Origin of the sequence: Roseburia sp., assembly GCF_041325975.1 — a bacterium.
Lineage (GTDB): Bacteria > Bacillota > Clostridia > Lachnospirales > Lachnospiraceae > Roseburia > Roseburia rectibacter.
Genome location: NZ_JBGLEJ010000004.1, coordinates 579,870 through 592,705 on the forward strand (window position 1 = coordinate 579,870; position 12,836 = coordinate 592,705).

Sequence of the window (12,836 nt, forward strand, 5' to 3'; positions counted from 1 at the left end):
CCTTTTAAAGCAGACAAAGACTGATTGCCGGAATAAATGCGATCAAAAGCAGTGCAAGCAGGAAATATCCGATCATTGGCATTGCTTTTTTTGCGATCTGCATCATCGGCACATTCGTAAGCGAACTTGCCACAAACAGATTGACACCGACCGGAGGTGTAACAAATCCAACTGCAAGGTTTACGATCATCATGACACCAAAGTGGATCGGATTCATTCCAACATGCTGCACGATCGGCAGTAAGATCGGGCTTAAGATCAGAATCGCCGGAGTCGTATCCATGACCATACCAACGATCAAGAGTACCACATTGATCACAAGAAGCAGTACGATCTCATTTGAAAAATGTGTCATGATCCATGCGCTGACATCCTGTGGAACCTGCATCAGCGTAAGTACACGCGAAAATGCCGTCGATGTTGCAAGGATAAATAAGATCGGTGCATAGGTCTTCATCGCCTCCACCATAATGCCCCAGATCTGTTTTACTTTAATGGACTTATAAATAAACAGACTGACAAATAAAGAATAAAATACAGAAATGACAGCCGCCTCTGTCGGTGATGCCACACCGGTATAAATACAGCCAAGTACGATCACCGGACTGAGCAGTGCCCAGATGCTCTCTTTTAAAATATTGAAGAAACCTTTTTCTTTGAGCTGATTCATTTTTGCCTGGATCTTTTCTCTGTCTTCTCCATGATGGCGGCAGTAATAATATGCATAAAAGATCAGCAGTGCACTGATCATCATTCCAGGTACGATTCCTGCTAAAAACAGATCACTGACTGATTCACCCGTCGCCATCGCATACATGATAAATGGAATACTCGGCGGGATGATAACTCCCAGACCGCCTGCCACAGCAACGATCGCCGTGGAAAAATCTTTCTCATAACCAAGCTCGATCAGAAGCGGGATCGTCATACTGCCGACTGCCGCAACCGTCGCCGGGGCTGATCCTGAGATTGCACCATAAAACAGACAGGTAATAATCACTGCACATGGAATCCCCGCTCTTTTATTTCCAAGAAAATATACAAATACATCAAATAATTTTTCTGAAATCTTGCCGTGTGCCATGAGGATTCCCGCAAGCACAAACATCGGCACTGCAAGTAACGGGAAACTGTCAATTCCTCCGACCATGGAACGGATGACATATCCGGCACTTGCCGTAAAAGAAGCATCAAATGCTCCCGGCAGTACAGCTACAATTCCAAGTGAAATAGAGATCGGAATTGCAATGATAAGACATATGGCAAAAATAATAAAAACAACAACTGCTGACATCTATTTCTCCTTTTCCACTGCAGAATGTGAATCATCTGTATTTACATGATCCGGCTGTTCCGGAGCCTCAATCACTGCTTCCTCGATCACGGACGCGATATTACCCTCTTCTAATGGCTTCTTTTCTTTTCCAAGCAAAATACGCCACTCACCAAACCAGCGCTGCACGATACGGAATGCGGTCAGAATAAAGCAGAAAAATGGAGCCGACTGTACATAATACATTGGCAGTCCACATGCCGGGCTGACCTGTCCACTCTCGATCGTTGCCTTTAAATACAGGAAGGAGAACGGTATCAGATAAACAAAAAATACAAATTCTAAGGTCAGATTTGTGATTTTAAAAATAGTTTTTCCACGTTTTGGGAACATTTTGATAAACTGATCCACCTTGATAGAAATGCATTTTCTGGTACAGAGACTCACACTTAAAAATGCAGACCATATAAACAGATATCTTGTGATCTCCTCTGACCACGAAAGCGATACTCCAAGAATATATCTGGAAAATACCTGACATCCCATGATCAGCGTCATAGCCGCTAACATGAGAACCATCAGAATTTCTTCAAGACTTTCGTCTATGACATGAATAAATTTTTTCATGCAGCCTTTTCTCCTTCCCTCGTATAACTTTTTTGACATACAGATTCGCTCATTTATTATTATATCCTATCAGATTTCTCTGGTTTTTTTCAAATTTGATTTCCTGTGAATTAAAAAACCGGGTGTCAAAAGACACTTCATTTGACATCCGGTTTTTGTTACTTATGAGAATTGTCTCGATACGGGACATCCTTTTCAAAAATACGCTTATTACATACTCTCATGGATCAGATTTAAAACAGTATTTAAATCTGCTGCGTTCATCTGTCCCGGTGCAGATGCTTTTCCAACTGCGCCAAAGGTCAGTGCAGAACCGAATACTTCACCACACAGACGGCTAATCAAACCGGTTCCTGCCATAGACATGGTGATGATCGGTCTGTCTGCATATTCAGATACCATCTCTTCTGTTGCTGCAAGAAGTGTTAAAACATCTTTTTTATTCTGCGGCATTACTGCGATCTTCGGAATATCTGCGTCTAAATCCTGCATTTTGCGGAGACGTCCTACGATATCATCTTTATCCGGTGTCTTGTCAAAGTCATGATTGGAAGCAACAACTGCCACACCAGCTTCATGTGCAGCTTTAATGATCTCTTTCACATAAGAATCACCTGTGAAAGCCTCCACATCAACCAGATCAACCAGCCCTGTTGCTGCTGCTTTTTTATTTAATTCTACATAAACATCTGGCTCGATCGCTTTCTCGCCACCCTCTTTAGAGGTACGGAAAGTGAACAGGATCGGTGTATTACCAAGTGCCGGGCGCAGATCTTTTAACACGTCCTCTACCTGAGCGAAATCGAACACGCCGTCAAACCAGTCAACACGCCACTCAACAACGTCCATCTTTACATCTGCAAAAGACTTTGCTGCTGCAAGGATCTCTTCTTTTGTTTTGCCAACGATCGGTACGCAGATTTTTGGTACGCCTTCACCGATTTTCACACCACGAACTTCTACATATGAACTCATTATTTTTCCTCCTGTTTTTACTTTAATAGATCTTCTCCTAATTATCTGCCTGTGCCTGCTCAACCATACTTGTGTAACGAAGGTTTACAAATAATCCCAGTACCACACCGATTGTTGTCAGCACGATATTCATAACCATAACCTGTGAAGGCTGCATTTTGGATGCTGCTGTCAGGATCGTGTAGTTACACAGAGAAGATGCGATCATAACCAGTGCAGTTACCGTTCCTTTGATTTTCGGGAAAAGCATGTTGCAGACTGATGTAGCGATCTGAAGTAATCCGCCTGCGCCTGCCCAGCCGATTAAGAATGCACCTGCGATCATAAGAGGCTGGCTCTTTCCGACTAATACAACAACCAGTGTAGCCAGACAAATTACCGGGTAAATCAGAATAAATCTGACGTCTTTAATTTTTCTTGTCAGTAATGCAGTTACGATCAAAGCAAGCATGGTTCCTGCGGAATAGTAAGTCTGCATAATGGAAGGATCTGTCCAGCCCACATTCTCTTTTGCAAAGTTCTGTGCGCAGTTTAACCAGAGCTGGAATGTACCGGTACAGGTGAATCCGATCAGGATCATCGCAACAGACTCGATGGAAAAATGTGTATGTTTTAAGCTGGCGATCAGTCCTTCTTTTTCTCCCGCTGCCTTCTGATCCGCATCCGGAAGAGGGAAAAGCATTACTAATACTAATAATACAATATAAATGATACCACATCCAAAGAATAATGTGTTATAAGATGTAAGACCTGCTGCTGTTGTTGCTACCGTTACGCCAAGTACGAACGGCAGGATCATCTGTGCGATCGCAATGAAGAATTTAATTCCCATTGTTGCAACGCCAGGTGCTTTATAAATGATCTCACCTACAGCCGGGTAAATTCCGGTATCAAGGAAAGAGTTGGCAATACCTCCGATGATGGCACAGATATATGCGATCTGATATCCACCATTTGTTCCTGCATTAAATGCAAGCGCAAGACCGATCAGATATACTGCATAAGAACCGCTTCCGATTGCAGTAGAGATACGACGTCCTAACTTATCAGAAAGAGGACCTGCAAATGGAAGTGCGATCAGTCTTCCCAGTCCAAGTGCGGCAGAAATAGCTGTAATCGCCATAGCTTCCACACCCCAGGATGCAGCAAGAGCTTCCTTGATCACTGCCTGTCCTAAAATAGAACATCCGACACCATGGATAAAATAATTTAAATAAAGAATCAGTGCGCTCGGTAAATATTTTTTGTTCATTGATTTTCTCCTCAATTTGGTTTGTGATGCAGCGGCATTTTTTCATACCGCCGCATGTGACTGGGGGATTTTATTCGTATTTGATGTTTAATACTTCTTTCATATGCTCGATCGGCATATCTTTTCCAGTCCAGAGTTTAAATGCTGCTGCTCCCTGGAATAACATCATGCCAAGACCGTTCATTGTCTTACATCCAACTTCTTTTGCCATGGAACGCATCTTTGTCTCAAGCGGAGAATAAGGTACGTCTACAACGATCAGTTCCGGACGGAAGAAAGATTTATCAGGAACAACGGACATTCCCTCTAACGGTTTCATACCAACACCTGTTCCGTTTACGAAGATGTAAGAATCTGCCATCTCTTCTCTTAATTTCTCTTTGTCGTCTAAATCATAAAGAGTAGCTTTGCAGTTTGTTCTCTCATTGATCTTTTTCACAGTTGCCTCTGCGTTCTCCCAGAATTTATCATGAATGTTGAAGATAGAGATTTCTTTTACGCCATCTAATGCAGCCTGGATCTCGATTGCTGTTGCAGCTCCGCCGGCACCTGCGATGGTCATTTTCTTTCCGATCACGTCGATGTCGTTGTCTTTTAATGCCTGCATAAATCCGATACCATCTGTGATATGTCCTGTTAATACACCGTTGTCATTAACGATCGTATTTACAGCTCCGCAAAGCTCTGCAGCCGGTGATAATTTATCAAGATACTGACCAACAACTGTTTTGTTTGGCATAGATACGTTAGAACCAACCATCTTTAATGCGCGAAGACCTTTGATCGCATCCTCTAATGTACTGTTGTCAACCTCGAATGCAAGGTAAGCATAGTCAAGTCCTAAATATGCAAATGCCTCATTGTGCATTGCCGGTGAACTTGAATGTCTGATTGGGTAAGCCATTAATCCGATAAGCTCTGTGTGACCTGTGATTCTCTCTGCCATAGTAGTGTTCTCCTTTTTCTTTTTTGTTTGATTTTCTTATTTAGTTTCATGTTTTTAACATTACCTGCCCGCTTTGTTAAAAACTTAACAACCTCTGATGTAATTATTATACAACGCTTTTTTCAATACATCCAATGCCAATTTCATGCTTTTTTAATAGTTTTAATGTACTAATCATGATATAATGTGTACAAAAACAATGGTTTTATTTTGTAATCCATAGATATTATCTATCATTTATAAGGAGATCTATACATGACACTTAATCAATTGAGTTATTTTTACCAAGCAGCCATCCTTCAGCACTTCAACCAGGCAGCAGAAAAAATGAATATTTCAGAACCAAGTTTAAGCCGTTCCATTGCTGCTTTAGAAAATGAACTTGGTGTCACACTTTTTGAAAAACGCGGGCGAAATGTCACGCTCACAAAAGCCGGGGAGATTTTTTTAGAGCATGTCACGCAGATTTTAGATGATGTTACACGCGCCTCAAATAAAATGCAGCAGATTGCAACAAACGGTGGACATATTGATATTGCTTATGTTTCCCCGCTTGCCCGTGAATTTATTCCAAATACGGTACGCGCTTTTCTTTCCTTAGAGCAGAATAAAAATATTACGTTTCATTTTTTTCAGGATATTACTTCCATGAATATAGAAGGTCTGAAGAAAGGTTCTTATGATCTGATCTTTGGTTCCTACTCTGCGAATGAACCAAATATTGAGTTTATACCTATTATAAAGCAGGACCTTGTGGCAATCCTTCCCATAGGACATCCTCTCGGTAAAAAAGCTGAAATTGAAGCCGGGGATTTCGAAAAATACCCGGTGCTTGGATACGCAAGACATTCCGGTCTTGGCAAATACACACGTAACTTTTTTAATGACCACGGTGTGATCCCGAATTTTATCTGCGAGTCTCCGGATGAAAACGGAATTGCCTCACTTGTGGCAAAAAACTTTGGGATTGCTCTCGTTGCCGATGTTGATACGATTCACAGGGATGATATCTGCATCAGGCCGCTCATTTCACAGGAAACTTTTTCACACACGGTATATATGGGATATATGCGGGGAAAATATCAACTGCCGGCTGTGCAGAGGTTTATCCAGTTTGTACGGAAATCATACCATTGATAATGCAGCTGTCTGCTTGCCCGAAACTCATTCCATTGATAATACGGCTGTCAGCTTGCCTGAAACTCATTCCATTGATAATGCGGCTGTCAGCTTGCCCGAAACTCATTCCATTGATAATACGGCTGTCAGCTTACGCGAAACTCATTGCAGGCTGTGAATATTGTGAGGCGGGAACCCATTTAACGAAGGCACGCTTGCGCTGCCTGTCGCTCGCAGCGGTACTAAGCGACCAGAATACGGTCGCTAAGTACCGGCGGCTCCAGAGCACCTTCTTATAAATGGGTTCCCGCCTCACAACTGACTTTACTGTATCGGTGAGTTTCGCTTCACTCTGTTTTCTGTATCGATGAGTTTCGCTTCACTCTGTTTTCTGTATCGATGAGTTTCGCTTCACTCTGTTTTTCTGTATCGATGAGTTTCGCTTCACTCTGTTTTCTGTATCGATGAGTTTCGCTTCACTCTGTTTTCTGTATCGGTGAGTTTCGCTTCACTCTGTTTTCTGTATTGGTGAGTTTCGCTTCACTCTGTCTCCTGCGTGACAAACTGGATAAAGGATTTCGCTACGGGGGAGAGGTAGCGTTTTTTCATGGTGGCAAGGTAGACATGGCGTTCGTATTCCGGGTTTGTGATGGTCAGGGTTTTGACGTCGAGGGTTTTTAAGATTGGAATATCCGGCATGACTGCAATGCCAAATCCCTGGGCGACAAGTCCTGCCATGCTGCCGTCTTCCTCTATTTCAAAGGCGATCTTTGGAAATACGCTGATCTGTTCATACATCTGGTCGATCACCGGGCGCAGTCCGCTTCCTTTCTGGAAATAGATCTGTGGATAATCTACGGTATCTTTTAAATCCACCGTATCGTACATGGCAAGCGGGTGGTTTTTCGGTACGGCAAGCACTAACTTCTGATCGCCGATCTGCCGGAATTCGATATCCGGCTCCCCGTCCTGATAAGAGGAGAATACCATATCATACCTGTCATTTTTCAGTCCCTCTAAAATATCTCCTGTCGTTCCGACAATAAAATGAAACTCAATATGGTAATCCGGGTAAGCATCTAAGAATCTCCGCACCATTTTCGGTACAAATGTACTGCCTAAAGTATAAATATAAGCAAGATGTATCATACCTTCTTTGCTTCCATTTAATTCTTTTGTCCGCTGCACCCCATCCTCTAATACTTTTAAGGATTCTTCCACATATGGAAGAAAAATCTTTCCATAACGTGTCAGAACAACATTTCTGCCTTTTTTTTCAAACAATCTCGTTCCCAGTTCCTGCTCTAACTGTGCGATCGCATGACTTAATGATGGCTGTGTAATCGATAAGATCTGCGCCGCCCTTGTATAATGTTCTTCCTTTGCCAATGTCTTAAAATACTGTAACTGACTTAAATTCATGAATCCATCCCCCGGTTTCTTCCGAATTGTTTCAATATTATAAGAATAACAATCTTACCGCGCAGAATCAATAGAGAAAATCTATCATTTTCCCCGAAAAAACGAATTGGATTTTTTTAATATTTCGGGGTACATTAATCACAGAAAGAGCACACAGACTTTTTCATTGTTAAAAAAGTAACTATCTAAAACACAATTATCTGCCCGCTCAAAACTGCACGCCTACCGCGCCACGTTTTCTGACATTCTAAAAGCTATGCTGCAGTTTTCACCATCCAACAATCTCAACTACACAATTTATTCATTTAAATGCAAAGGAGATTTTATCATGAAAAGCAAATACCCTCATATTTTTGAACCAATGACCATCCGTCGTATGACCGTAAAAAACAGAATCGTTATGACACCAATGGGAACAAACTATGGTGAGCAGAACGGAGAAATGAGTTTCCTTCATATTAATTACTATGAGCAGCGTGCAAAAGGCGGTACTGGTCTTTTGATCGTAGAAAACGCAAGTGTTGATTCCCCTCAGGGTTCTAACGGTACTACACAGCTTCGTATCGATTTAGACAACTATATCCCGCGTCTTTTTAAATTATGTGAAAACGTACACAAACACGGTGCATGCATCGCTATCCAGTTAAACCATGCAGGTGCTTCTGCAATGTCTTCCCGTATCGGAATGCAGCCGGTTTCTGCTTCTGATGTACCTTCTAAAGCAGGCGGAGAGATTCCTCGTCCATTAGAGAAAGACGAGATCATGCATATTGTAAAAAAATACGGTGAAGCTGCAAAACGTGCACAGATCTGTGGATTCGATGCAGTTGAGATCCATGCAGGACACTCTTACCTGATCAGCCAGTTTCTTTCTCCTACTACCAATAAGAGAACAGACGAATTTGGCGGTTCTCCGGAAAACCGTGCAAGATTTGCCAAACTGGTTATCGAGGAAGTTCGTAAACAGGTCGGACCTTTCTTCCCGATCTTCGTTCGTATCAGTGCTGACGAGATGGTAGAAGGTGGAAATACTTTAGAGGATACCTTAGAGTATTTACAGTACTTTGAAAAAGAAGTCGATGTATTTGACGTTTCCTGTGGTCTGAATGGTTCCATCCAGTACCAGATCGATGCAAACTATTTACCGGACGGATGGCGTTCTTACATGGCAAAAGCTGTAAAAGAAAAATATGGCAAACCATGTATGACCGTTGGTAACATCCGTGATCCGAAAGTTGCTGAGGATATCTTAGCAAAAGGTGATGCTGATTTCATCGGAATGGGTCGTGGACTGATCGCAGATCCGGAATGGGTAAACAAAGTTGAGTTTGGAAAAGAATGTGATATCCGCAAATGTATTTCCTGTAATATCGGATGTGCAGGACATCGTATCGGATTAAATCAGCCGATCCGTTGTACTGTAAACCCGGCAGTCAACTCAGGCGAAGATTACATGAAGCATAAGATCAACAAACCTTGCAACGTCGTAGTCATCGGTGGCGGTACCGCAGGTTTAGAGGCAGCCTGCACTGCAGCCGAAGTCGGATGTACCACTTTCTTAATCGAGAAAAAAGCAGCGCTTGGCGGACTTGCTTCCGTAATCTCCAAGATTCCGGACAAGAAACGTTTAGCTGACTTCCCGAACTATATGATTCACCGTGCAAGCAAACTTCACAATTTATTCATCTTCAAAAATACAAGTGCTACACCAGAATTAGTAAAGAGCTTGAACCCGGATATCATCGTAAATGCAACAGGTTCTGTACCTACATTACCACCGATCACCGGTCTGCATGACCTTGTTGACAAAGATAACAGCAACGTTGCTACTGTATTAAAGATGATCGACCGCATCAATGAATATCCTGAAAAAATGGATGGCAAAAAAGTTGCGATCATCGGTGGTGGTGCCGTAGGTCTTGACGTAATGGAATTCTTTACCGAGCGCGGTTCTGATGTAACCATGGTAGAGATGCTTCCAATGATCGGAAATGGTCTTGATCCGGTTACAAAATGCGATACCAACGCTAAGATGGCAAAATACAATGTAAAACAAATGACAAATACTGCACTGCAGGAAGTTCAGAACGATCGCTTTATCGTTAAAAACCCACAGGGTGAGATCGAAGAAATTCCATTTGATTATGGATTCATCTGCCTTGGTATGAGAGCAAACAACCCGATCTTAGATCAGTTGGAGGAGACTTTCGCTGATACTAACGTAGAGATCGTAAATATCGGTGACAGTAAACGTGCAAGAAGAATCATTGAAGGTACTGAAGAAGGACGTAATATCTTAAATGTACTTGCAAAACATGATTATCTGTAATCCCAGAGAGTATTTTAATTCATAGGATATAATTTCCTATAAAATAGTAATCGTAGGCAAAATACCGCTCCTCATAAAAACAGCCTGGAATTTCAAAAATCCCAGACTGTTTTTTATATATTCTTTCATCCAATATCCAGTTTTACTCTGAATACATCACAATTTTATATATGCTTTCTTCTTTCCATCCAATATTCTTCAGATTTTAGCTGAAGAATAACTTCTTCACATCATCGACCGGCATATCCTGTCCGGTGTAAAGTTTGAATGCAGCAACCCCCTGCCACAATAACATTCCTTTTCCACCAACACAGGTGCATCCTGCTTCTTTTGCTTCCCGAAGGAGCTTTGTCTCTTCCGGATTATATACAGCATCTGCAACAACAAGTCCCGGACGGAATGCAGACAGATCTTTTACAACACTCTGGTCATCCATCGGTTTCATTCCAACGATCGTGGCATTTGCAAAAATATCACTTGACTGGATCTCCTCTGTCATTTTTGCGGTATCTGCAATATCATATACATTTACCACACACTCCGGCACTGCTTTTTTGATCTTCTCTGCAGTCTGCAGTGTTCTCTCAAAAAATGCATCCTTGATATTGAAAATAGAGATTTCTCTCGCACCATCTAAGGCACACTGTACCTGAATCGCTGTTGCGGCACCACCACCTCCGGCTACCGTGATCTTTTTGCCTTTGATCTCGATACCGTGATCTCTTAAATTATGTACAAAACCTTCGCCGTCTGTGATATGACCGGTCAGTTTTCCGTTATCATTGACGATCGTATTGACCGCACCAATGATCTGTGCTGCCGGTGACAATTCATCCATGTATTTTGCAGCCTCAACCTTATCCGGCATGGTAACATTGCAGCCACGCATATTGAAAGTCTTCATTGCAGCGATTGCATCCTTTACTTTATCTTCCTTTATATCAAAAGCCACATAAGCATAATCTAATCCCAGCTTCTCAAAGCTGTAATTGTACATCGCCGGTGATCCTGAATGACCAACCGGTGAACCGATCAATGCTAAAAGACCTGTGTGGCCTGAAATACGCTTTTCCATGTTTAAAATCCTCCTTGTTTTCCGAAGGAAAATGTGACTGTCTTTACAGGAGCAGAGGATTTTCCTCCTTGTTTTCTTACGCAAAATTATTTTAGTAACATGATATCCTCTTTTTCTGATAATATCAAGTGCTTTTTTTATTTAAAGCATTAAAGCACTGAATAAAATGCAATTTGACAGAACCGGATGTATTTCTTAAAATAATTTGTGTACCTTTTTCCCAACAAATGATGGTTTGTGGGTGATATGCGTCGCCCGTCCAAATGGTGTGTCGCAGGTCTGTGAGCGGCATCTTGCGCAAAGCCGAATTAATTTTGGTTCCGTTGTCCGAAAATAAGAAAAGCTAGGTCTGCCTGATTTAGGTTATGGCGGAGTGACGTGACCGGCGTTCAACGAGCCATCCTTGGCTCGTGAAGCCTTGTTCTGCCATCCGTGGCAGAACATCACTGTGTAACTACAGGCAGACCAAGTTTTTCTAATTTTCTCCCAAAGTCACAAAATTAGCTTCGACTTTGCGCAAGATGCCAGCCGTCAGGTTATGAACACCATTTGGGTGGGCGGTTCATCTCGAAACTGGGGGCGTAGGTGCGAATTTTTGATATTCGCTTGAATGAAAATATGCTTAAAATGCTAATGTGCTGTATCATTAATATTCATCCTAAGGAATTGCTAGAATTTTTATCTGCTGCATTGCATAATACGGATTACTTGGCAAATTGCCAGACCAAATAACACAGAATATTTTTTCAAATTTGTATGGCAATAAACATGGGCATAGTGGAATACATTGAAATTTTTTCCAACGTTATCAAACAAATAATAAACTATTGAATATAGTTATTTGGAAATATTTTTTTAATCAGATTCAGACACAAAACACTAAAAATTTACGTCCCTCAAGGTTGTAAAATGAGTTTCCCGGCGAAGGGTGGTTCACAACCTTGCGGCTGGCAAATCGCATCAAGCCGGGATTCGTTTTGTGACTTTGGGAGAAAATTAGGCAATCTTAGTCTGCCTGTTCGTAACACAGTGTTGTGCTGCCACGGACGGTAGCACAAGTCTTAATGCCCCCGGACGGGGCGTTTAAGACGCACACGTCACTCCGAGAAACATTAAATCAGGCTGACTTAGACTTGCCTTATTTTCGTACAACGGAACAAAACAGTCCCGGCTTGATGCAATTTGCCAATCGTACCCCCCCAGAACCACCCTACACAAGGAAACTCATGTCACCCACAAACCAATATTTGCCGGGCAGCTCATTCATATATACTTGTCAAAAAACACATCAATTTTTCTTAAATGGAGGATAAAAATGAACAGTATCATAAGACCTATGACACCTAAAGACAAAAACAGTGTTCTTGAAATGATGCGTGTATTTTACACATCACCGGCAGTTTTTACAAACGGTTCCGACGACATTTTCCGGAATGATATCGAAAACTGCATCAATGACTGTCCTTACCTGGAAGGATATATTTTTGAAGTATCCGGCGAAATCCAGGGATATGGCATGATCGCCAAAAGTTTTTCCACAGAATTTGGCAGACCATGTATGTGGATTGAGGATATTTATATCAAAGAATCCTGCCGTGGAACCGGTATCGGAAGCAAATTTATTGATTATATCGGGAAAAAATACCCGGATGCCATCCTCAGACTGGAAGTAGAGGAAGAAAATAACAGAGCTATCAAAGTCTATGAAAAAAATGGCTTTTCCTTTTTACCTTATATGGAAATGAAAAAATAATCGTTTCTGACAGACCAATCATGAAAAACACGAAACTTTGAGAAAAAGACAGGATCACGGGCTAA

At 41.8% G+C, this 12,836-nt stretch carries 10 protein-coding genes; 3 read left to right on the plus strand and 7 right to left on the minus strand.

Annotated features, from left to right (window positions below):
- Positions 1-4: 4 nt before the first annotated feature.
- From ACDD58_RS06065 to ACDD58_RS06085, 5 genes are all read right to left on the minus strand, one after another.
- Entirely contained in the window at positions 5-1,294 is a 1,290-nt protein-coding gene (locus ACDD58_RS06065) for a TRAP transporter large permease (RefSeq protein WP_117922318.1), read from the minus strand.
- A complete protein-coding gene (locus ACDD58_RS06070) occupies positions 1,295-1,900 on the minus strand; it encodes a TRAP transporter small permease (protein ID WP_370776405.1) in 606 nt (201 codons plus the stop codon). It lies immediately after the preceding gene.
- A gap of 210 nt (positions 1,901-2,110) precedes the next feature.
- Positions 2,111-2,875 (minus strand): type I 3-dehydroquinate dehydratase, encoded by a 765-nt coding sequence (aroD, locus tag ACDD58_RS06075; RefSeq protein WP_370776408.1) that lies wholly within the window; start codon positions 2,873-2,875, stop codon positions 2,111-2,113.
- A 37-nt stretch (positions 2,876-2,912) separates the two neighbouring features.
- A complete protein-coding gene (locus ACDD58_RS06080) occupies positions 2,913-4,127 on the minus strand; it encodes an MFS transporter (RefSeq protein ID WP_370776410.1) in 1,215 nt (404 codons plus the stop codon).
- Between the two features lie 70 nt (positions 4,128-4,197).
- Positions 4,198-5,073, minus strand: a complete 876-nt coding sequence (locus ACDD58_RS06085) for a shikimate dehydrogenase (protein WP_117922314.1) — start codon at positions 5,071-5,073, stop codon at positions 4,198-4,200.
- 255 nt (positions 5,074-5,328) lie between these two features.
- On the opposite strand from ACDD58_RS06085, the gene ACDD58_RS06090 reads away from it, so the two are divergent.
- Positions 5,329-6,210, plus strand: a complete 882-nt coding sequence (locus tag ACDD58_RS06090; protein ID WP_370776413.1) for a LysR family transcriptional regulator — start codon at positions 5,329-5,331, stop codon at positions 6,208-6,210.
- A 522-nt stretch (positions 6,211-6,732) separates the two neighbouring features.
- On the opposite strand, the gene ACDD58_RS06095 is transcribed toward ACDD58_RS06090, so the two are convergent.
- Entirely contained in the window at positions 6,733-7,614 is an 882-nt protein-coding gene (locus tag ACDD58_RS06095) for a LysR family transcriptional regulator (RefSeq protein ID WP_117922312.1), read from the minus strand.
- 328 nt (positions 7,615-7,942) lie between these two features.
- Here ACDD58_RS06095 and ACDD58_RS06100 point away from each other — a divergent pair, with 328 nt between their 5' ends.
- A complete protein-coding gene (locus ACDD58_RS06100) occupies positions 7,943-9,943 on the plus strand; it encodes an FAD-dependent oxidoreductase (RefSeq protein ID WP_370776416.1) in 2,001 nt (666 codons plus the stop codon).
- A 205-nt stretch (positions 9,944-10,148) separates the two neighbouring features.
- On the opposite strand, the gene aroE is transcribed toward ACDD58_RS06100, so the two are convergent.
- Positions 10,149-11,018: a shikimate dehydrogenase gene (aroE, locus tag ACDD58_RS06105; protein ID WP_118210525.1), complete on the minus strand. Its 870-nt coding sequence runs from the start codon at positions 11,016-11,018 to the stop codon at positions 10,149-10,151.
- 1,315 nt (positions 11,019-12,333) lie between these two features.
- Between aroE and ACDD58_RS06110 the strand changes: the two genes are divergently transcribed.
- Positions 12,334-12,771, plus strand: coding sequence for a GNAT family N-acetyltransferase (locus ACDD58_RS06110; protein ID WP_117920104.1), 438 nt, complete (start codon positions 12,334-12,336; stop codon positions 12,769-12,771).
- Positions 12,772-12,836 lie beyond the last annotated feature (65 nt).

Bases quoted from the DNA above. Each gene is read 5' to 3' on its own strand.
- ACDD58_RS06065 (WP_117922318.1), bottom strand. From the start codon at position 1,294: ATGTCAGCAGTTGTTGTTTTTATTATTTTTGCCATATGTCTTATCATT.
- ACDD58_RS06070 (WP_370776405.1), bottom strand. From the start codon at position 1,900: ATGAAAAAATTTATTCATGTCATAGACGAAAGTCTTGAAGAAATTCTG.
- aroD (WP_370776408.1), bottom strand. From the start codon at position 2,875: ATGAGTTCATATGTAGAAGTTCGTGGTGTGAAAATCGGTGAAGGCGTA.
- ACDD58_RS06080 (WP_370776410.1), bottom strand. From the start codon at position 4,127: ATGAACAAAAAATATTTACCGAGCGCACTGATTCTTTATTTAAATTAT.
- ACDD58_RS06085 (WP_117922314.1), bottom strand. From the start codon at position 5,073: ATGGCAGAGAGAATCACAGGTCACACAGAGCTTATCGGATTAATGGCT.
- ACDD58_RS06090 (WP_370776413.1), top strand. From the start codon at position 5,329: ATGACACTTAATCAATTGAGTTATTTTTACCAAGCAGCCATCCTTCAG.
- ACDD58_RS06095 (WP_117922312.1), bottom strand. From the start codon at position 7,614: ATGAATTTAAGTCAGTTACAGTATTTTAAGACATTGGCAAAGGAAGAA.
- ACDD58_RS06100 (WP_370776416.1), top strand. From the start codon at position 7,943: ATGAAAAGCAAATACCCTCATATTTTTGAACCAATGACCATCCGTCGT.
- aroE (WP_118210525.1), bottom strand. From the start codon at position 11,018: ATGGAAAAGCGTATTTCAGGCCACACAGGTCTTTTAGCATTGATCGGT.
- ACDD58_RS06110 (WP_117920104.1), top strand. From the start codon at position 12,334: ATGAACAGTATCATAAGACCTATGACACCTAAAGACAAAAACAGTGTT.